The 19,937-nt window shown below is 58.2% G+C and carries 17 protein-coding genes and 2 tRNA genes; 15 read left to right on the top strand and 4 right to left on the bottom strand.

The annotated features are described in order from the left end of the window. Positions 1 to 63 precede the first annotated feature (63 nt). The 9 genes from KGB23_RS19930 to KGB23_RS19890 all read left to right on the top strand — a co-directional run bounded on the left by KGB23_RS19930 (position 64) and on the right by KGB23_RS19890 (position 9,201). Positions 64 to 140 (top strand) — tRNA-Met (locus KGB23_RS19930). A gap of 137 nt (positions 141 to 277) precedes the next feature. After that, complete coding sequence (gene rimP / locus KGB23_RS19925; RefSeq protein ID WP_223432321.1) at positions 278 to 736, top strand: ribosome maturation factor RimP; 459 nt, start codon at positions 278 to 280, stop codon at positions 734 to 736. 47 nt (positions 737 to 783) lie between these two features. Next, on the top strand, positions 784 to 2,265 hold the full coding sequence (gene nusA / locus KGB23_RS19920; protein WP_095129499.1) for a transcription termination factor NusA: 1,482 nt from the start codon (positions 784 to 786) through the stop codon (positions 2,263 to 2,265). Positions 2,266 to 2,292: 27 nt separating this feature from the next. Next, positions 2,293 to 4,821, top strand: coding sequence for a translation initiation factor IF-2 (gene infB, locus KGB23_RS19915; protein WP_223432302.1), 2,529 nt, complete (start codon positions 2,293 to 2,295; stop codon positions 4,819 to 4,821). Positions 4,822 to 4,980: 159 nt separating this feature from the next. After that, entirely contained in the window at positions 4,981 to 5,382 is a 402-nt protein-coding gene (gene rbfA / locus KGB23_RS19910) for a 30S ribosome-binding factor RbfA (RefSeq protein ID WP_008149016.1), read from the top strand. Between the two features lie 3 nt (positions 5,383 to 5,385). Beyond that, a complete protein-coding gene (truB, locus tag KGB23_RS19905; protein WP_008149014.1) occupies positions 5,386 to 6,303 on the top strand; it encodes a tRNA pseudouridine(55) synthase TruB in 918 nt (305 codons plus the stop codon). A 117-nt stretch (positions 6,304 to 6,420) separates the two neighbouring features. Further along, positions 6,421 to 6,690 (top strand): 30S ribosomal protein S15, encoded by a 270-nt coding sequence (gene rpsO, locus KGB23_RS19900; RefSeq protein WP_003177875.1) that lies wholly within the window; start codon positions 6,421 to 6,423, stop codon positions 6,688 to 6,690. Between the two features lie 197 nt (positions 6,691 to 6,887). Then, on the top strand, positions 6,888 to 8,993 hold the full coding sequence (gene pnp, locus KGB23_RS19895) for a polyribonucleotide nucleotidyltransferase (protein ID WP_150658742.1): 2,106 nt from the start codon (positions 6,888 to 6,890) through the stop codon (positions 8,991 to 8,993). Between the two features lie 135 nt (positions 8,994 to 9,128). Next, positions 9,129 to 9,201 (top strand) — tRNA-Thr (locus tag KGB23_RS19890). Positions 9,202 to 9,209: 8 nt separating this feature from the next. On the opposite strand, the gene KGB23_RS19885 is transcribed toward KGB23_RS19890, so the two are convergent. Beyond that, positions 9,210 to 9,761, bottom strand: coding sequence for a hypothetical protein (locus tag KGB23_RS19885; RefSeq protein ID WP_223432301.1), 552 nt, complete (start codon positions 9,759 to 9,761; stop codon positions 9,210 to 9,212). 318 nt (positions 9,762 to 10,079) lie between these two features. Here KGB23_RS19885 and KGB23_RS19880 point away from each other — a divergent pair, with 318 nt between their 5' ends. Next, positions 10,080 to 10,385 carry a DUF6388 family protein gene (locus KGB23_RS19880; protein ID WP_046046051.1) on the top strand — a complete coding sequence of 102 codons (306 nt, stop codon included), beginning with the start codon at positions 10,080 to 10,082 and terminating at the stop codon, positions 10,383 to 10,385. 49 nt (positions 10,386 to 10,434) lie between these two features. On the opposite strand, the gene nadC is transcribed toward KGB23_RS19880, so the two are convergent. Then, positions 10,435 to 11,283 carry a carboxylating nicotinate-nucleotide diphosphorylase gene (gene nadC / locus KGB23_RS19875; protein WP_150658743.1) on the bottom strand — a complete coding sequence of 283 codons (849 nt, stop codon included), beginning with the start codon at positions 11,281 to 11,283 and terminating at the stop codon, positions 10,435 to 10,437. 283 nt (positions 11,284 to 11,566) lie between these two features. On the opposite strand from nadC, the gene KGB23_RS19870 reads away from it, so the two are divergent. From KGB23_RS19870 to KGB23_RS19850, 5 genes are all read left to right on the top strand, one after another. Then, positions 11,567 to 13,777 (top strand): DUF1631 domain-containing protein, encoded by a 2,211-nt coding sequence (locus KGB23_RS19870; protein WP_223432300.1) that lies wholly within the window; start codon positions 11,567 to 11,569, stop codon positions 13,775 to 13,777. A gap of 64 nt (positions 13,778 to 13,841) precedes the next feature. Further along, positions 13,842 to 14,411, top strand: coding sequence for a 1,6-anhydro-N-acetylmuramyl-L-alanine amidase AmpD (gene ampD, locus KGB23_RS19865; protein ID WP_223432299.1), 570 nt, complete (start codon positions 13,842 to 13,844; stop codon positions 14,409 to 14,411). 2 nt (positions 14,412 to 14,413) lie between these two features. Next, on the top strand, positions 14,414 to 15,250 hold the full coding sequence (gene ampE, locus KGB23_RS19860) for a regulatory signaling modulator protein AmpE (protein WP_223432298.1): 837 nt from the start codon (positions 14,414 to 14,416) through the stop codon (positions 15,248 to 15,250). Positions 15,251 to 15,539: 289 nt separating this feature from the next. Beyond that, complete coding sequence (locus KGB23_RS19855) at positions 15,540 to 17,570, top strand: methyl-accepting chemotaxis protein (RefSeq protein ID WP_223432297.1); 2,031 nt, start codon at positions 15,540 to 15,542, stop codon at positions 17,568 to 17,570. A 110-nt stretch (positions 17,571 to 17,680) separates the two neighbouring features. Continuing rightward, on the top strand, positions 17,681 to 18,070 hold the full coding sequence (locus KGB23_RS19850; protein ID WP_223432296.1) for a hypothetical protein: 390 nt from the start codon (positions 17,681 to 17,683) through the stop codon (positions 18,068 to 18,070). On the opposite strand, the gene KGB23_RS19845 is transcribed toward KGB23_RS19850, so the two are convergent. Then, on the bottom strand, positions 18,071 to 18,847 hold the full coding sequence (locus tag KGB23_RS19845) for a TatD family hydrolase (RefSeq protein WP_223432295.1): 777 nt from the start codon (positions 18,845 to 18,847) through the stop codon (positions 18,071 to 18,073). A 3-nt stretch (positions 18,848 to 18,850) separates the two neighbouring features. Next, positions 18,851 to 19,846, bottom strand: a complete 996-nt coding sequence (gene cra, locus KGB23_RS19840) for a catabolite repressor/activator (protein ID WP_223432294.1) — start codon at positions 19,844 to 19,846, stop codon at positions 18,851 to 18,853. Between the last annotated feature and the right edge of the window lie 91 nt (positions 19,847 to 19,937).

Below are 19,937 nucleotides of genomic sequence, written 5' to 3'. Positions count from 1 at the left end.
TGTAGGTGGAAGGTTGCATTGACCCTGTCAGGGATCGGTCGTATACTTCCGCCCCAGCTTTGTCGCGGGGTGGAGCAGTCTGGTAGCTCGTCGGGCTCATAACCCGAAGGTCGTCGGTTCAAATCCGGCCCCCGCAACCAGTTTAAGGAGCCCCTTTTAAGGGGCTTTTTGTTAGCTGGACACTTCAACGCCGCTGTTCGACGGCGTTTCAAGGATGGGCGTTTCGCCCATTTTTTTATTTTGCACAGCATGCACATACATGCACGAGGGGGTTCAGGTGTCGAGCAAGCTAGAAGAGTTGCAGGCCTTGCTGGCCCCGGTGGTCGTGGCCCTAGGCTATGAATGCTGGGGTGTTGAGTTTTCGGCTCAAGGTCGCCACTCAATGTTGCGCGTTTATATCGATAAAGAGGGCGGCGTGCTGGTGGACGATTGTGCCATTGTCAGCCGTCAGATCAGCGGTGTTCTGGATGTTGAAGATCCAATCGCCGTTGAATACACCCTTGAAGTTTCCTCGCCAGGCATGGAACGCCCGCTGTTCACTATTGAGCAGTTTGCAAAATTTGCCGGTGAACAAGTGAAGATCAAGCTGCGCTCGCCTTTTGAAGGCCGACGCAACTTTCAGGGCCTTCTGCGCGGTGTAGAAGAGCAGGACGTCGTGGTGCAGGTAGAAGACCATGAGTTCCTGTTGCCGATCGATATGATCGACAAGGCCAACATTATTCCCAGTTTTGACTGAGACGCGGATCCCGCGGATCCAATGGCTTGCGAAAGGCGAGGCGTACGATGAGCAAAGAAGTACTGCTGGTTGTTGAGTCGGTATCCAATGAAAAGGGCGTACCGGCAAACGTAATTTTTGAAGCGCTGGAGCTGGCTCTGGCCACTGCTACCAAAAAGCGTTTCGAGGACGAAGTCGATCTGCGTGTGGAAATCAATCGCCACACCGGTGCTTACGAGACATTCCGTCGCTGGACGGTCGTCGAAGAAGCAGACCTGGACGATCCGGCCATCGAAACCTGGCCGAGCAAGGTTGCAGAAACGCATCCTGGTGCTCAGGTTGGCGATGTAGTCGAAGATAAGATCGAATCCATCGAGTTCGGCCGCATCGCTGCACAGACTGCCAAGCAAGTCATCGTGCAGAAAGTTCGCGAAGCCGAGCGCGCTCAAGTCGTTGATGCCTATCGCGAGCGCCTGGGGGAAATCATCTCCGGCACCGTGAAGAAAGTGACCCGCGACAACGTGATCGTCGACCTGGGCAACAACGCTGAAGCGTTGCTGGCTCGCGAAGACATCATTTCTCGCGAAACCTTCCGGGTTGGCGTGCGTCTGCGTGCGCTGCTCAAGGAAATCCGCACCGAGAACCGCGGCCCGCAGCTGATCCTGTCGCGTACCGCGCCGGAAATGCTGATCGAGTTGTTCCGCATCGAAGTGCCGGAAATCGCTGAAGGCCTGATCGAAGTAATGGCAGCATCCCGTGACCCGGGTTCGCGCGCCAAGATCGCGGTCCGCTCCAAGGACAAACGCATCGACCCGCAAGGCGCTTGCATCGGTATGCGCGGTTCGCGCGTCCAGGCAGTGTCGGGTGAGTTGGGCGGTGAGCGTGTGGACATCGTCCTGTGGGACGATAACCCGGCTCAGTTCGTGATCAATGCAATGTCGCCGGCTGAAGTGGCGGCAATTATCGTTGACGAAGATGCCCATGCAATGGACATCGCCGTTGGCGCAGACAATCTGGCTCAGGCCATTGGTCGGGGTGGTCAGAACGTGCGTCTGGCTAGCCAGTTGACTGGCTGGACCCTGAACGTGATGACCGAATCGGACATCCAGGCTAAGCAGCAAGCAGAAACCGGCGACATCCTGCGCAACTTCATCGACGAGCTGGAAGTCGACGAAGACCTGGCACAGGTGCTGGTAGATGAAGGCTTTACCAGCCTGGAAGAGATTGCCTACGTACCGTTGGAAGAAATGCTCAACATCGACGGCTTTGACGAAGAAACCGTCAACGAGCTTCGCGCTCGTGCCAAGGATCGTTTGTTGACCAAAGCCATCGCTACTGAGGAAAAGCTGGCAGACGCCCATCCGGCCGAAGACCTGCTCTCGCTTGAGGGTATGGACAAGGATTTGGCGATGGAACTGGCGGTGCGCGGCGTAATTACCCGCGAAGACCTGGCCGAGCAGTCTATTGACGACCTGCTCGACATCGACGGCATTGACGATGATCGTGCCGGCAAGTTGATCATGGCCGCCCGAGCCCACTGGTTCGAGTAATTAGGCGCGGCCTGAGGAGAGAAGTGCATGACGCAAGTCACGGTGAAACAACTGGCCGATGAGGTCAAAACACCGGTAGAGCGCCTGTTGCAGCAGATGCGTGAGGCAGGTCTGCCGCACACCGCCGCCGATGAAGGTGTGAGCGATAGTGAGAAGCAGTCTTTGCTGACTCACTTGAAGAGCAGCCACAAGGCGAAAGTGGAAGAACCGCGCAAGATTACATTGCAGCGCAAAACCACCAGCACCCTGCGTGTTGCTGGCAGTAAAAGCATCAGCGTTGAAGTGCGTAAAAAGAAAGTTTTCGTACAGCGCAGCCCGGAAGAAATCGAAGCCGAGCGCAAACGCGAACTGGACGAACGTCGCGCAGTAGAAAATGCTGCACGTCAGAAGGCTGAAGAAGAAGCCAAGCGTCGCGCCGAAGAAGAAGCGCGTCGCCAGCCTGCTGCTGCGCAATCCGCTACTAACGACGCCGTCGCAGCTCCTGCTGCAGTTGCCGAGCCAGTACGTGAAAGCGCGCCGGTTGTGGCTGCTGCACCAGCGCCGTCCGCCGACGTTCGCAACAAGCAGAATGAACAGCGCCGTCCGGACAAACCACGTGCCGACGATAACAGTCGTCGTGGCAGTGGCGATGGCGAGCGCAAAAACGCTCCGCATCGTGCTTCGGTCAAAGAGAAAGCGCCTGCTCCACGCGTTGCCCCACGTACTACCGACGAAGAAAGCGATGGCTTCCGTCGTGGTGGTCGCGGCAAGGCCAAGCTGAAGAAACGCAACGCTCACGGTTTCCAGAGTCCAACCGGCCCTGTAGTGCGCGAAGTGAAGATCGGCGAGACCATCACTGTTGGCGATCTCGCCCAGCAGATGTCGGTCAAGGCTGCTGAAATCATCAAGTTCATGTTCAAACTGGGTACTCCAGCAACCATCAACCAGGTACTGGATCAGGAAACTGCCCAACTGGTTGCCGAAGAGCTGGGCCACAAAGTGACCCTGGTCAGCGACACCGCCCTGGAAGATTCCCTGGCCGAGTCCCTGAAATTTGAAGGTGAAGCGTTCTCCCGTGCACCAGTTGTGACCGTAATGGGCCACGTTGACCACGGTAAGACCTCGCTGCTCGACTATATCCGTCGTGCCAAGGTAGCTGCAGGCGAAGCCGGCGGTATCACCCAGCACATCGGTGCGTACCACGTTGAAACTGATCGCGGCATGGTCACTTTCCTCGATACCCCGGGTCACGCCGCGTTTACCGCAATGCGTGCTCGTGGTGCCAAGGCGACCGACATCGTGATCCTGGTGGTTGCAGCGGACGACGGCGTAATGCCGCAGACCGTTGAAGCCGTTCAGCACGCCAAGGCTGCCGGTGTTCCGCTGGTTGTTGCAGTGAACAAAATCGACAAGCCGGGCGCTGATCTCGATCGCATCCGTAGCGAACTGTCGGTTCACGGCGTGACTTCGGAAGAGTGGGGCGGCGACACCCCGTTCGTATCGGTTTCGGCGAAAGTCGGTACTGGCGTAGACGAGTTGCTCGAAGCTGTTCTGCTGCAAGCTGAAGTTCTGGAGCTGAAAGCGACTCCTTCGGCTCCTGGCCGTGGCGTCGTGGTTGAATCGCGTCTCGACAAAGGTCGTGGCCCGGTTGCTACCGTTCTGGTTCAAGACGGTACCCTGCGCCAAGGCGACATGGTGCTGGTCGGTTCGAACTATGGCCGCGTTCGCGCCATGCTCGACGAGAACGGCAAGCCAATCAAGGAAGCTGGTCCTTCCATCCCTGTCGAGATTCTCGGCCTGGACGGTACCCCGGACGCTGGCGACGAGATGAGCGTAGTTGCTGACGAGAAGAAAGCCCGTGAAGTGGCTCTGTTCCGTCAAGGCAAGTTCCGCGAAGTCAAACTGGCCCGTGCTCACGCTGGCAAGCTTGAAAACATCTTCGAGAACATGGGTCAGGAAGAGAAGAAGACGCTCAACATCGTCCTCAAATCCGACGTCCGTGGTTCGCTGGAAGCGTTGAACGGTGCCTTGAATGGCCTGGGTAACGACGAAGTGCAAGTGCGTGTTGTCGGTGGCGGTGTCGGTGGTATCACCGAGTCCGACGCCAACCTGGCACTGGCCTCCAATGCTGTACTGTTCGGCTTCAACGTGCGTGCCGATGCTGGCGCTCGCAAGATCGTCGAGCAGGAAGGTCTGGATATGCGTTACTACAACGTGATCTACGACATCATCGAAGACGTCAAGAAAGCCCTCACCGGTATGCTGGGCAGCGATGTTCGCGAGAACATCCTGGGTACCGCTGAAGTGCGTGACGTGTTCCGTTCGCCGAAGTTTGGCGCGATCGCCGGTTGCATGGTTATCGAAGGTGTTGTTCACCGTAACCGTCCAATCCGTGTACTGCGTGAAGACATCGTTATCTTCGAAGGCGAGCTGGAATCCCTGCGCCGCTTCAAGGATGACGCTTCCGAAGTACGTGCCGGCATGGAATGCGGTATCGGCGTCAAGAGCTACAACGACGTCAAAGCTGGCGACAAGATCGAAGTCTACGAGAAGGTCCAGGTTGCTCGCAGCCTCTAACTCGCGCACTTCAAGGGCCACGGCGAGCCGCCGCATGCAAGTGCGCGGCACGGCGTCAGGACTCTAAACGCAACGCCCGGTCTGGCTTTTGTCAGGCCGGGCGTTTGCCGCTTTCAGACCCCACGGGTTTCACCGTGTGGCAGTAACAGGTAACAAGACATGGCAAAAGAATACAGCCGTACCCAACGTATCGGCGATCAGATGCAGCGTGAGCTGGCACAGCTGATCCGTCGTGAAGTCAAAGACCCGCGCGTCGGCCTGGTCACCATTACCGCTGTTGAAGTCAGCCGTGACGTCGGTCACGCCAAGATCTTCATCACCGTGATGGGTCAGGACAACGCTGAAGACATCGCGCAAAGCATCAAGGTGCTCAACTCCGCCGCCGGTTTCCTGCGCATGCAGTTGGCTCGCGAAATGAAGTTGCGCAGCGTTCCACAGTTGCACTTCCACTACGACGAAAGCGTCGTGCGTGGTGCTCATCTGTCGGCATTGATCGAACGTGCGGTAGCTGAAGACAATCAGCATCCGGTTGCGGCAGAAGCCGAAGACACCAAGGAGTAATCGGTGGCTCAGGTCAAACGTATCCGTCGTAACGTCAGCGGCATCATCCTGCTCGACAAGCCACTGGGGTTCACCTCCAATGCGGCGTTGCAGAAGGTTCGCTGGTTGCTGAACGCCGAGAAGGCCGGGCACACCGGCAGTCTCGATCCGCTGGCCACCGGCGTGTTGCCGTTGTGCTTCGGTGAGGCCACCAAGTTTTCGCAATACCTGCTCGATTCCGACAAGGGTTACGAAACCCTGGCGCAACTGGGCAAGACCACTACCACGGCCGATGCCGAGGGTGATGTGTTGCTGGAGCGCCCGGTGACCGTTGGTCGCGCCGATGTCGAAGCGGTGCTGCCGAAATTTCGTGGGCAAATCAGTCAGATACCGCCCATGTACTCGGCGCTCAAACGTGATGGCCAGCCGTTGTACAAGCTGGCCCGGGCAGGTGAAGTAGTGGAGCGCGAACCGCGTTCTGTTACTATTACGCGCTTGGAATTACTGGCCTTTGAAGGTGATACTGCGCGGCTTGCAGTGGATTGCACCAAAGGTACCTATATCCGCACCCTGGTGGAGGATATCGGTGAGCAACTCGGTTGTGGCGCTTACGTTGCTGAACTGCGACGTACCCAGGCCGGGCCTTTCACGCTGGCCCAGACGGTCACGCTTGAAGAGTTGGAAGCGGTACATGCCGAAGGCGGCAACGAAGCGGTCGACCGCTTCCTGATGCCATCGGACAGCGGCTTGCTGGATTGGCCACTGTTGCAGTTCTCGGAGCACAGCTCGTTCTACTGGCTTAACGGCCAACCGGTACGAGCCCCGGATGCACCGAAGTTCGGCATGGTACGGGTACAGGATCACAATGGTCGCTTCATCGGTATCGGTGAAGTGAGCGAAGACGGGCGCATCGCGCCACGTCGACTGATTCGGTCAGAATGACCGAACGAGGGTGGCTGTTAACAGGCACGGTCACTACTCATTTTTAGATACAGGGATTTGTCCCTGGCCTGTTGAAGCTGTTTCTTTGAAACAGTTTCCTGATAAAAGGATTGCCTCATGGCTCTCGACGTTCAAGAAAAAGCTCAAATCGTAGCTGACTACCAGCAAGCTGTTGGTGACACTGGCTCGCCAGAAGTGCAAGTTGCACTGCTGACCCACAACATCAACAAGCTGCAAGGTCACTTCAAGGCCAACGGTAAAGATCACCACTCCCGTCGTGGTCTGATCCGCATGGTAAACCAGCGTCGTAAGCTGCTGGACTACCTGAAAGGCAAGGATCTGGGTCGCTATCAGACTCTGATCGGTCGCCTGGGTCTGCGTCGCTAATAAGCGATTGCGCTAGAGGTTGGTTGTCTGTCGTACGTCAGTGGGTTTCCCGCTGGCGCATGGCAGGCTCCCAGCCTCAAGTTTTATCTGGATACCTGCTTTACCTGGACAATGACAGTCGGGCCGATTCCCGGCGTTGCCCAAGAATTTCGCAAGAAGACAAGTTCCCCAAGAGCCACAAAAGAAGGTAGGACACCGTGAACCCGGTAATCAAAAAATTCCAGTTCGGTCAGTCGACCGTTACCCTCGAGACTGGCCGTATCGCCCGTCAGGCCTCCGGCGCAGTATTGGTCACCGTTGACGACGACGTCAGCGTATTGGTGACTGTGGTCGGCGCCAAGCAAGCCGATCCAGGCAAGGGCTTCTTCCCTCTGTCTGTTCACTACCAGGAAAAAACTTACGCTGCCGGTAAGATCCCTGGCGGTTTCTTCAAGCGTGAAGGCCGTCCTTCCGAGAAAGAAACCCTGACTTCCCGACTGATCGACCGTCCGATCCGTCCGCTGTTCCCAGAAGGCTTCATGAACGAAGTGCAGGTTGTCTGCACCGTCGTTTCCACCAGCAAGAAGACCGATCCGGACATCGCTGCGATGATCGGTACCTCGGCTGCGCTGGCCATTTCCGGCATTCCTTTCGATGGCCCGATCGGCGCTGCCCGCGTTGCGTTCCATGAAAGCACCGGTTACCTGCTGAACCCGACTTACGAACAACTGAAAGCTTCGAGCCTGGACATGGTCGTTGCCGGTACTTCGGATGCCGTTCTGATGGTTGAATCGGAAGCCAAAGAGCTGACCGAAGACCAGATGCTGGGCGCGGTACTGTTTGCTCAAGACGAATTCCAGGTTGTGATCAACGCTGTTAAAGAACTGGCCGCTGAAGCAGCCAAGCCAACCTGGGCCTGGGCTCCACAACCAGAAGCTACCGCTCTGCTGGGCGCTATCCGTGCCGAGTTCGGCGACGCGATCTCCCAGGCTTACACCATCACCATCAAGGCCGACCGTTACGCTCGTCTGGGCGAACTGAAAGACCAGGTGGTTGCCAAGCTGTCCGGTGAAGAAGGTCAGCCTTCCTCCAGCGAAGTCAAAGCGGCTTTCGGCGAAATCGAATACCGCACCGTTCGCGAAAACATCGTAAACGGCAAGCCGCGTATCGATGGTCGCGACACCAAGACCGTACGTCCGCTGAACATCGAAGTCGGTGTTCTGCCAAAGACTCACGGTTCGGCTCTGTTCACCCGTGGCGAAACCCAGGCTCTGGTTGTTGCAACACTGGGCACCGCCCGTGACGCACAACTGCTGGACACCCTGGAAGGCGAGAAAAAAGACCCGTTCATGCTGCACTACAACTTCCCTCCGTTCTCGGTAGGTGAGTGTGGTCGCATGGGTGGCGCTGGTCGTCGCGAAATCGGTCACGGCCGTCTGGCCCGTCGTTCGATTCAGGCCATGCTGCCTGCTGCCGACGTGTTCCCGTACACCATCCGTGTTGTGTCGGAAATCACCGAGTCCAACGGTTCGAGTTCCATGGCTTCGGTCTGTGGCGCTTCCCTGGCGCTGATGGATGCCGGCGTTCCGATGAAGGCACCGGTTGCCGGTATCGCCATGGGTCTGGTTAAAGAAGGCGAGAAATTCGCCGTCCTGACCGACATCCTGGGTGACGAAGACCACCTCGGCGACATGGACTTCAAAGTAGCGGGTACTGCCAAAGGCGTTACCGCGCTGCAGATGGACATCAAGATCAAAGGCATCACCGAAGAAATCATGGAAATCGCTCTGGGCCAAGCCCTGGAAGCGCGCCAGAACATCCTCGGTCAGATGAACCAGATCATTGGCCAGTCGCGTACCGAACTGTCGGAAAACGCTCCGACCATGATCGCGATGAAAATCGACACCGACAAAATCCGTGATGTCATCGGTAAAGGCGGCGCGACCATTCGTGCGATCTGCGAAGAGACCAAGGCTTCGATCGACATCGAAGACGACGGCTCGATCAAGATCTTCGGCGAAACCAAGGAAGCGGCTGAAGCTGCCCGTCAGCGCGTTCTGGGCATCACCGCAGAAGCTGAAATCGGCAAGATCTACGTCGGTAAGGTTGAGCGCATCGTCGACTTCGGCGCATTCGTCAACATCCTGCCTGGCAAGGACGGTCTGGTTCACATCTCGATGCTGAGCGACGCTCGCGTAGAGAAAGTGACCGACATCCTGAAAGAAGGCCAGGAAGTGGAAGTACTGGTACTGGACGTGGACAACCGCGGCCGTATCAAGCTGTCCATCAAAGACGTAGCAGCAGCCAAGGCTTCGGGCGTTTAAGACACCCCCGCTTGATTGTTTCAACGTTGTAAAAAAGGCCCCGCAGTGAAAACTGCGGGGCCTTTTTTTGTCTGCCATAAACCGAGACGGGCTTGCGGTTGCGACTCGCCAAAGCTGTGCTAGGTTTAGCTCACCGCCCGTGTAGCTCAGTTGGTAGAGCAGCGCACTCGTAACGCGAAGGTCGCAGGTTCGACTCCTGTCTCGGGCAAAGACTTGTTATTTCACCTTCCGGCTCAGGTCTTCGACCGCGCGTTTGAGCTGATCCAGTTGATTGTCCTGATCGCTGACTTCTCGTTTCAGGTTGGACAGGTCGCTGGAGCTTGGGCTGGAACTCGATCCAGCGCTGCGCTTGAGGTCTTCTACCTGACTGGCGAGCTTTTTCAGATCTTTATCCTGATCGCTGACGGTGCGCTTGAGGTTGGACATTTCACTGGAGCTCGAGCTGGAGCTTGTACCGTTGTTGCGTTTGAGTTCTTCGATGAGGCGCGCTTGTTCGCTGATGGTTTTCTTCAGGGTGTCGATTTCAGTCGTGTTGGTTTTAACAGTGTTCGTTAATTTCACTACGTCTTCGACACTGATGCTGCTCCTGGCCATCACCTCTTTACCGTACGAGTTGTGGAGGGTGAGGAATTTATCGCCGGAATTGGAGCTGTCGGAGCTGTATTCCAAACTGGCTTGAGCGGTATTGGGCAGTACCAGGTTGCCGAGCAGCAGGGCGGCCATGCCGGTTGCAAACAGGGTAGACGAAAGCTTTGGGAAATTGCGCATCACCTGAGTTCCTTGTGAAGTGCCTATATGGCACATCGCTATGACTCCGGTTTTCGAAACATGTTCCTGAGGGGCCGCAAAAAATGGCATGGCCGGTGATGGCATCCGGTTTTTTGTAGATTTGATGTAAAGATCCGTATAAATCGTCAGCCAAAGGTCCTATATTCGGACCTTGCATGAGCTCCACATTGCAGTTTTCAAATGATCCCCGAATGGTTCTGAAGGCCAGACAAACCGGGCTTCAAACGGTTTTTTTGCGTCAGAGAGATCCTTGATGATCCAGATCCATCTTCCATTCCCCAGATCAAAGAGAACGCCATGACCGTTAAAGAGTTGACCCAAGAAGCCAGACACGCAGAAGCGCTGAAGAAGTACTTGCTGGAATCGCCTCAGCTAGCCGAAGAGATCAAGGACTTGCCCGCCGACGATCAGAAAGACCAGATCCAGTGGGCATTCGAGGATGAGGCGGAATCCCAGGGCTTGCAGCCGTGGGAACTGACGCTCAAGTACACCTCAACCCCTGAAGAGTTCGAGGCTGCGCGCCTTGTTCTGCACAAGGAGGCTGCCGAGGTGTTGGGCGTCGAGTGGGAAGAGTACTGCGAGATGAACAATCTGGTGGTCTGATAAAAACGCCAGCCTCACGAGGCTGGCGTTTTTCATTCACCAGGCGTTATCAAAGGCTCAAGCGCATCGACAGATCGACAGCCTTCACATCCTTGGTCATCGCACCAATCGAGATGTAATCCACCCCGGTTTCGGCGATCGGCAGCAGCGTGCTTTCGTTGATACCGCCGCTGGCCTCCAGTTTCGCCTTGCCGCCGTTCAGGCGCACGGCTTCGCGCATGTCATCCAGACTCAACTCATCGAGCATGATGATGTCAGCACCAGCCGCCAGGGCTTCTTTCAGCTCCTCCAGGCTTTCCACTTCGATCTCCACCGGTTTGCCCGGCGCAATCTTGTGCGCGGCTTTGATGGCCTCCGGGATGCCACCGCAGGCGGCAATATGGTTTTCCTTGATCAGGAAGGCGTCGTACAGGCCGATGCGATGGTTGTGGCAACCGCCGCAGGTGACGGCGTACTTCTGCGCCAGACGCAGCCCCGGCAAGGTTTTACGGGTGTCGAGCAGCTTCACCTGAGTCTCGGCAACGTAATCCGCCAGGTACTGGGCGCGCGTGGCCACGCCAGACAGCAACTGCAGGAAGTTCAGTGCACTGCGTTCGCCCGTCAGTAGCGAGCGCGCCGGGCCTTCGAGGTGGAATAGCACCTGATTGGGTTTCACCCGCTCGCCATCGCGCACCTCCCAGTGCACCGCAACACGTGGATCCAGCTGCCGAAACACTGCATCAACCCAGGCTGTGCCGCAGATGACGGCAGCGTCGCGGGTGATGATCGTGGCTTTGGCCAGGCGTTCGGCCGGGATCAGCTGTGCGGTGATGTCGCCGCTGCCGATGTCTTCGAGCAACGCACGGCGCACGTTGGCTTCGATTTCGGCGGTCAAATCGGCGAGACGTAGATTCGGCATAACGGACTCCACAAACAAAGTGGCCCGATTATAGGGCCATGGCGCTGGGCAACCCAAGGCATCAGAGGCGTTCCCATCGCTCTGAAACCTGCATTTGGTCGATTCGCCTGAGCAATCGGCTCTAAGTTGGCGTCTGCCATAAGCGTCTATTTCAATGGGAAACGCAGAGTCTGCTGGTACAGGGGACATCTTTTGCAAGATAATCCGCCTTGCTTTTGACGTCATGGCTTTGACGTGGATTTGGATTGACGACTTCGAAGACTCACCTTTTCAGGAGGCCTGAATGCACAACGACGGGAATGTAGTGCCTTTGCACAAGGTTGCTACCGACCAGGCGACTCACTCGCCGCTCGCCCGCCTGCCTGTGATTCTGCTTCAGGTTCGCGACAAGGCCGCTCAACAGCTCAGGCATGGGTTGCAGGAACTGTTCGATAACGCCGACGACACACTGTTCGAAATGGCCGACCGGGCCCGCAATGACGTCGAACAGAACCTCTTCTTCGAAGCCATGCGCGACTTGCGCCTCAAGCGTAAAAACATCGAACGCGGTTTTCTCGAACAATTCTTCGAGGCCTTCGTCAGCCTTGCGCAGTACGACATTTCCCAAGCTGCCTTGCCCCGGGCATTGGCTTTCGATGCCTCGGCGTCGATGCCCGATGACGACATGGAGCGCAGCGTGGCAGTGGAGGCGATGGTCGGCAAAGTGCTGAACCGCGACGGTTTCGCCCTGGACCAGCTCACCGCTCGGCTCAGCACACTGCAGGGCAAGACGCTGGTCGAACAGCACAACCCCCTGGGGCCAACGCTGCTCTGCGAGTATTTCTTGCAGGCCGGGCGCAACCTGGGCATGGAAATCAAGGTCAAGCTGATCATCCTCAAGTTGTTCGAACGCTATGTGCTCAGCAATGCTGATCAGCTTTACGCCGAAGCCAATCAACTGCTGATCGCCACCGGCGTGCTACCAGACCTCAAGCCCGCCCCGGCGCGGCGTGCCACCGATCGGGCGGCTGCGAGTGTTCGTGCTGACCCCGCCGAGACAGGCGTGCGGACTGGCAATTCTCAGATTGACGACGGCGTGCAGGAAGTTTTCGCGGCGTTGCAGGAGTTGCTGTTTCACGTGCGTGGCAGTGTCGCGCCAACCCTTGAAGCCAGTGCCCGGACACAGCCGATTTCCACCCGTGATCTATTGCGGCTGCTCTCGCACTTGCAGCAATACGTGCCGGCACCGGCAGCCCAGGACGACTTCGATCTGCGAAACCAGCTCGAACAGCTGCTGACCCGGGTCAGCGTCAAAAGTGGCAAGTCTCGCGTGGTCGGGGTGGCTGACGAAGACGTGATCAACCTGATCGCCATGCTCTTCGAATGCATCCTCGATGACCGCAATCTGCCGGATTCGCTCAAGGCGTTGATCGGCCGTTTGCAGATCCCGATGCTGAAAGTGGCGGTGCTCGACAAGAGCTTCTTCAGCCGCAGCAGTCACCCGGCCCGGCGCCTGCTCAATGAAATCGCCACCGCAGCCATGGGCTGGGGCGAGTGCGATGACCATGAGCGCGACAGCCTGTATCTGCGCATCGAGCAAGTGGTGCAACGGTTGCTGAACGATTTTGTCGATGATCCGGCGGTTTTTTCCGAATTGCTGGCGGATTTTCTCGCCTTCACCAGCGACGAGCGCCGTCGCAGTGAGCTGCTGGAGCAACGTACCCGTGACGCCGAAGAAGGCCGCGCCAGGACGGAACTGGCCCGCCAGCGCGTCGAACAGGTGCTGAATCAGGCCTTGTTGGGCAAAGTATTGCCGCAGCGGGTGGTGGTGTTTGTCCAGGAAGCGTGGAGCCAGGTGCTGCTGCTGACCTGTCTCAAGCACGGCGATCAGTCGGCCGAGTGGCACGCCGATGTGCAGTCCATGGAGCAATTGATCTGGAGCGTACAGCGTCATGACGAGCCCGATGCGAGTCTGCGCTTGTTGGTGTTGGTGCCTGGGTTGCTCAAGTCGTTGCGCGACGGTCTGAGCAGTTCGGCCTTCGATCCGTTCGCCACCAGCGAATTTTTCAGTGAGCTGGAAGCCTTGCACGTTCAACTGTTCGAACGTCCAGGGCAAAAGCTTGAGCCGTCTGTCGATACACCGGTTATGGTCGAAGTGCTGCAGGGAATCGTCCTGCGAACCGCTGACGAAGGGCCGGTCGATACGGCGTCAGTGCGCTTGCCGGAGGACGATGCCGGTCTGCTTCAGGTCGATCAACTGCGGTTGGGGTGCTGGGTCGAGTTTCAGGAAGACGAGGAAAACACCCTGCGCTGCAAGCTGGCGGCGATCATTGAAGCCACCGGCAAGTACATTTTCGTCAATCGCACCGGGATGAAAGTGCTGGAGCGCAGCCGCACCGGTCTGGCGCTGGAGTTCCGGCGTGGCGCGGTGCGCGCGCTGGACGACACCTTGCTGTTCGACCGGGCGCTGGAGTCGGTGATCGGCAATCTGCGTCGCCTCAATCGCGGCAAGTGATCGCGCCCCGAGGGTCTATCGCGGCATACTGGGCGCCAACACAGTCGTCGTTGAAGGAACCTGTATGCAGTTGGACCTCGCGAGCGGTTGGTGTCAGGGCGTAGATATATGCCCCTCGCCCAACTTCAATGCGCGCCCCTCGGGCGAAATTTCCCTGCTGGTGATCCACAACATCAGCCTGCCGCCAGCGCAGTTCGCTACCGGCAAGGTGCAGGAATTTTTCCAGAATCGTCTGGATGTCACGGAGCATCCCTACTTTGAAGGGATCGCCGACCTGCGTGTGTCTGCGCACTTTCTGATCGAACGTGACGGCACCGTCACTCAGTTTGTCTCTTGTCTTGAGCGTGCCTGGCATGCCGGCGTGTCGAGTTTTGAAGGCCGGGAAACCTGTAACGATTTTTCCGTGGGCATCGAACTTGAAGGCACGGATGATCTGCCGTTCACCGACGCTCAGTATCAAGCGTTGACGGCCCTGACCCGGCAGCTGCAAAGCGCCTTCACAGCCATTACCGCACAGCGCATTTGCGGGCATAGCGACATCGCACCCGGGCGTAAAACCGATCCGGGGCCAGCGTTCGACTGGGCACGCTATCGCGCCGCTCTGGCAAAAGCTGCTCTGGAAAATAAGGAGTAACAATGAGTTTTCTGGTGTTGCTGTTGGCGGTCTGGATCGAGAAGTTCTCGGCCTTGCGTCATCGGGTTCAGCGCGATGGTGGATGGGTTCACGAGCTGAACAAGCTTGAGGTCAGTCCGCGTCTGGCGAAAAATCCGTGGCTGATTTTGCTGATCCTGGTGTTGTTGCCAGTGGCACTACTGGGTTTGCTGCTGGTGGTATTGAGCCCGGTGGCTTACGGTCTACTGGCATTGCCGGTGCACCTGCTGGTGGTGATTTACAGTCTGGGCCGCGGTGATCTGCTGGCCGGTCTCGGGCCGTTTCGCGATGCCTGGCGCCGGGAAGACCTGCAAGCGGCCGCTCATGTGGCGAACCGCGACCTGGGTATCTGCGCCGATAGCGGCGAACAACTGCTGGAGCGGGTCGAAGGGCATCTGCTGTGGGAGGCTTATCAGAGCTTTTTCGCGGTGATTTTCTGGTACTTCCTGTTGGGTCCGGTCGCGGCCCTGAGCTATCGACTGCTCGCCCTGGCCGAAGAACACGGGCAGAACCCGGCCGTGGTCGAGCGCGCGGCCAAACTGCGTCACGCGTTCGACTGGGTGCCGGTGCGTCTGCTGGCGGCGAGTTTTGCGTTGGTCGGCAACTTTGTCGCGGTCAGCCGGGTGATGCTGCACGAGCTGCTGAACTGGAACATCAGCGCCGCCCAATTGATCGAGAAGGTCGGGCTGGTGGCCGGTGAAATCCCGGCACCGGTAGTCGGTCCTGACGGAATCAACAGCCTCGACCGGATCTGGGAACTGCTGCTGCGCGCGGCGGTGCTCTGGTACGCCGGTTTCGCGTTGTGGACCGTCCTTCCGTAAGCACACTGAAATCCTGTAGCAGCTGGCGCAGCCTGCGTTCGGCTGCGCAGCAGTCGCCAACTCAGACACCGCGGTTTGGCTGACTCACCGCGTGATCAGGATTTACGACTGCTGCGCAGCCGGACGCAGGCTGCGCCAGCTGCTACAGAGACCGCGTCAATCCAGCCGTTAACCTTAAGTTACAAAACCTCCCGCCGATTTGAGCTATACAGAGACAGCGCTGAATAGTGGCTATCTGCTGTCGACCCGCGCCTGCCAATAAAAATAAGAAATCAAAGGGAGACTTCCAGTGAAGAGCTTGCTCTATCCCGCCGTCGCGCTAATGAACCGCCTGAGCTTTGGCATGAAGTTCAGCCTGATCAGCGTGCTGTTCCTTGTGCCGATGCTGGTGACCAACTTTTATCTGGTGCGCGATTCTTATCGAGAACTCCAAGGCACCCGGGTCGAACTGCAAAGCCTCGACCTGCTGGGCAGCAGCCTGACGTTACGGCGCGATCTGGAAACCCTGAACAACCTGGTGCAGATCAACGTCACCCTCGGTCAGTCCGGCAAGGCCGGCAATGTCGAGTCGCAGATCAGTACCCTGGGGCAAAGTGTGCTGACCCGTTTGCAAGGGCTGACGGCGATGACCGCGGACCCCGAGCAAATCCTGGTTTTCGATGGCAAGCGCGATGAAATGATCGCCGCGTTCAAGGCCCAGCAAGCGGAAAACTCCCTGCAAAGCAAAAGCGCGATGATCGGCAAGTTGCTCGGCAATGCGCAAATTTTCAGCCAGATCATCGCCAGTCAGGCCGGCCTGAGCCGCGACACCCAGAGCGACATGCGACAGCTGAGCGAACTCATCACCAATGTCACCCCGCCCGTTACCCAGCTTCTGGGCGAAGGCCGGGCGATGGGCTCTTTTTCGCTGGGGCAGGGCTTTCTCAACTCGGCATCGAGTACCCGTTTTGATGAGTTGCTGGCGCAGATCGAAAAACTGCAGGCCGAATATGCCCTGAAGTTGCAGGACGCGCTGGGTTCCAGCAAAGCGGCACGGGAAACCCTGGCGGCTCAGGCCGATAGCAGCAAGGCGTCGTTGAAAAAGGCCAGTGAACTGTTCGAGGAGCAGGTGGTGATGGCCGACACGCTCGATGCGCCGTGGCAGGGCTTTTACGATCAGGTCACGGGCCTGATGGATCAGACGTACCAACTCAATGAAGCCACTCTGAAGTTTCTTGGCACTCAGCTGCAACAACGACTGGAGCAGAACCGCACGCATATGGTCTTGCAGGCCGTGGCGCTGTCGTTGGTGTTTGTGTTGATTTTTTACCTCTATGGCGGCTTCTACGCTTCGACCCGCACCACCCTCAAGCGTCTTGGCGCGGTGATGGACAAGGTCGCGGCCGGCGACATGACGGTGACCTTCAGCGCCAACAGCCGCGATGAATTGGGCGAGTTGGGTGAGGTGTTCAACGGCACCGTGAAGAAAATCCATGACTTGATCGAGCGGGTCGGCCAGACCGTCACTGAAGTTGAGCGCCAGGCCGGGCAGGTGGAGAACGTTTCCGCCCAGAGCAACCAGGCGGTGGCGGGGCAGCGCACGCAGATCGAGCAGGTCGCCACGGCCATGAACCAGATGTCGGCCACCTCACTTGAGGTTGCACGCAGTGCCGCGGCAGCGGTCAGCAGCGCCCATAGCGTCAACGATGAGACCATCAGCGGTCGCGGGTTGGTGGAGTCCCAGCAGGGCAGCATCGCTGCACTGGCCAGTGAGATCGACCAGTCGGTGCTGGTGATCAATCAGTTGGCCAGCGACAGCCAGTCCATCAGCCGCGTGCTGGAGGTAATCAAGAGCATCGCCGAACAGACCAACCTCCTGGCCCTCAACGCGGCCATCGAAGCCGCTCGGGCCGGTGAGCAGGGCCGTGGTTTTGCGGTGGTGGCGGATGAGGTTCGGACCCTGGCCAAGCGCACCCAGCAATCGACCGAGGAAATCGAGCAGATGATCGCCAAACTGCACAGCGGTGTCGGCGCTGCGGTGAAGGCGATGGGGACCAGTCATCAGATGGCCAACGGCACGGTGGGGCAGTCGGAAAAGGTTCAGCAAGCGCTGGAAAACATCCTCGGCGCCGTCGGCATGATCGTCGATCAGAACCAGCAAATCGCCGCCGCGGTAGAGCAGCAGACCGCCGTGGCCCATGACATCGACCAGAATATTGTCGAAATCAACCGCGCCGGTGAGCGTACTGCCGAAGGTGCACACCAGACCGAGGACGCCAGTCGCGCGTTGTCGGCTCAGGTGGTGGAGCTCAAGCAACTGATCAGCGCGTTCCGGGTCTGAAAAAAAACGAATCAACTGGCGGGCAATGTCCGGTTTTCCTCCGTCGTCTGGTTTTTGGTCTTTAATGAAGGAAGATCAATCACTTGGACCCGCCCTGAGGAGGCTCGGTTATGTCTGCGGTAACGATTGGAATCCAGGGTCATTGCGCTCATTGCGCGAGCACGCTTCTGCTCAAACCCTGGCAACTCAATGCCATTGCGATCAATGAAGCGTTCACGTGTTCCCACTGCCAGAAAGCTTTACAACTGAACGATCCGAAACAGATCAAGCGCTTCAAGTCGCTCGACTCCCTGGCATTGCTGCGGGCGAGCACGTTGGTCATGGTTTGCACCGCGTTGCTGGTGGCGTTGGTGTTGGAGTGGATCGGGATGTTCAGCGTCGTGGAGCAGCTGAATTTTTCGCTGTTGGCGATTTTCGTCTATTTCGCCGTCATGCGTTTTGCCCGGCACCGGCAACACATGACGCTGACGCTGGAAGCCGCGAAGGCCTACGCCGACTGATTACCAGTTGAACAGCTCACAAGCGTTGGCAGTGCTGGCGGCGGCCAATTGCTCAGGGCTGATCGCCATGATCCCGGCCAGTGCCGAGCAGATCGCCGGCAGATGCGCCGGGCTGTTGCGTTGGCCGGGGAACATGGCGGGTGCCATGTCCGGAGAATCGGTTTCCAGTACCACCGATTCAAGCGGCAATTCGGCCAGCACACGGTGCATGCGCAGGGCCTGAGGCCAGGTCGCGGCACCGCCCAGGCCCAGTTTGAAACCGAGCTTGATGTATTCGCGGGCTTCTTCTTTGCTGCCGGCGAAGGCATGAATGATTCCCGCACGTTTCAAGCGAAACCGTTTAAGCGTGGCAATCACCGCCGCGTGGCTGCGTCGCACATGAATCAGCGCCGGAAGATTGAAGTCCGCCGCCAGTTGCAGTTGCGCATCGAACAGTGCCTGTTGACGTTCGCGGTCCAGGATCTCGATAAAGTAATCCAGACCGATCTCGCCCACGGCGCAGAGCTGTCGATGGCCGGTTAACCGAGTCAGCCAGTCACCGAGTTCCGTCAGGTCTTCGGGGCGATGATCATCGAGATACACCGGGTGCAGACCAAACGCCGCATACAGATCGGGATCGCTTTGCACCAGATCCCAGACCCGTTGCCAGTTGGCCTGGTAAACCCCCAGCACCACCATCCGTCGTACTCCGAGGGCGCGGCTCTCGGCCAACAACGCCGTGCGATCCTCGTCGAAGTCCGGAAAATCCAGATGAGTGTGGCTGTCGATCAGCTCCACGGTTCAGTCCTGGCGAATACGCTGCTTGAAGGTCCGAGCGATGGCCTGCACGCCGGGTCGGTAATCCGATTGCTCGATGGCGGCCAGGGCCAGTTCCAGCGCTTTGTCGGCGATAAGCTGATGCTGCTGGGCCATGGCGTTGACCGGCAGCGGCAGGAAATCCAGCAGCTGCGTGTCGCCGAATGTGCCGAGGCGCAGCGGGCGGGTTTTGAGCGGGAAGTCGTGCAAGGCATCGAATACGCCCTGAAGCAGCACGTAGGACGTGGTCACCAGCGCATCCGGCAAATGGCCCAGACGCTGCAGCAGTTCTTCCATCAACTGTTTGCCGCACTCACGGCTGAACGACTCGCCGTGTTCGATCAGTACCTCGCCTTTGAACCCGTCCAACGCTTCTTTGAAACCGCCCGCCCGCTCCTGGCTGATGCTCAGTTCGGGGCGTGCGCCGATCAGTGCGATCTGCTTGGGCAGCGGTTCCAGTAGACTGCGGGTCAGTTGCAGGCTGGCCTCGCGGTCATCACTGATCACCGAACAGAAATGCTCAGGCTCCATGACCCGGTCGATTGCGATGATCGGAATGCCCTTGGCCTGCAATTGGTGATAGCTGTCATCGCCGGTCGGCAGGCAACTGGCAACGATCAATGCATCGCAGCGCCGGGCCCGGAACAGTTTCAGCAATTGCCGTTCGCTGTCCGGTGCATCGTCGGAACTGGCGATCAGCAGCTGATAGCCGCGAGCGCGGGCGCCTTGTTCCAGCAGTTTGGCGATTCGCGCGTAACTGGGGTTTTCCAGGTCCGGCAGAATGAAACCCAGGGTGCGGGTATGCCGACTGCGCAGCCCGGCAGCCTGGGGATTGGGCGTAAAGCCATGTTGTTCGACGACCGCGCGCACGCGCTCGACGGTGGCACTGCTGATACGTTGTTGTTCTGCCTTGCCATTGATGACGTAGCTGGCGGTGGTAACGGACACACCGGCCAACTGGGCGATATCACTGAGTTTCAACCCGGGTTTTCCTTGTTTTTTCGAGCTTGCCTCGACATTTTCGCCAATCCTACCCGATTAAGGCAGACGACCATCGTCGCGACGCATCCGA

The sequence above is a fragment of the Pseudomonas sp. GL-B-26 genome (assembly GCF_019947405.1).
Classification (GTDB): domain Bacteria; phylum Pseudomonadota; class Gammaproteobacteria; order Pseudomonadales; family Pseudomonadaceae; genus Aquipseudomonas.
Note: the sequence above shows the minus strand (reverse complement) of the source record. Positions and strands in the feature narration are given on the sequence as shown.

What these genes read in the sequence shown, in the direction of transcription:
- KGB23_RS19870 (WP_223432300.1), top strand. Translation starts at nt 11,567, where the DNA reads ATGCACAACGACGGGAATGTAGTGCCTTTGCACAAGGTTGCTACCGAC.
- KGB23_RS19850 (WP_223432296.1), top strand. Translation starts at nt 17,681, where the DNA reads ATGTCTGCGGTAACGATTGGAATCCAGGGTCATTGCGCTCATTGCGCG.
- nadC (WP_150658743.1), bottom strand. Translation starts at nt 11,283, where the DNA reads ATGCCGAATCTACGTCTCGCCGATTTGACCGCCGAAATCGAAGCCAAC.
- KGB23_RS19885 (WP_223432301.1), bottom strand. Translation starts at nt 9,761, where the DNA reads ATGCGCAATTTCCCAAAGCTTTCGTCTACCCTGTTTGCAACCGGCATG.
- rbfA (WP_008149016.1), top strand. Translation starts at nt 4,981, where the DNA reads ATGGCAAAAGAATACAGCCGTACCCAACGTATCGGCGATCAGATGCAG.
- nusA (WP_095129499.1), top strand. Translation starts at nt 784, where the DNA reads ATGAGCAAAGAAGTACTGCTGGTTGTTGAGTCGGTATCCAATGAAAAG.
- rpsO (WP_003177875.1), top strand. Translation starts at nt 6,421, where the DNA reads ATGGCTCTCGACGTTCAAGAAAAAGCTCAAATCGTAGCTGACTACCAG.
- KGB23_RS19880 (WP_046046051.1), top strand. Translation starts at nt 10,080, where the DNA reads ATGACCGTTAAAGAGTTGACCCAAGAAGCCAGACACGCAGAAGCGCTG.
- ampE (WP_223432298.1), top strand. Translation starts at nt 14,414, where the DNA reads ATGAGTTTTCTGGTGTTGCTGTTGGCGGTCTGGATCGAGAAGTTCTCG.
- infB (WP_223432302.1), top strand. Translation starts at nt 2,293, where the DNA reads ATGACGCAAGTCACGGTGAAACAACTGGCCGATGAGGTCAAAACACCG.
- ampD (WP_223432299.1), top strand. Translation starts at nt 13,842, where the DNA reads ATGCAGTTGGACCTCGCGAGCGGTTGGTGTCAGGGCGTAGATATATGC.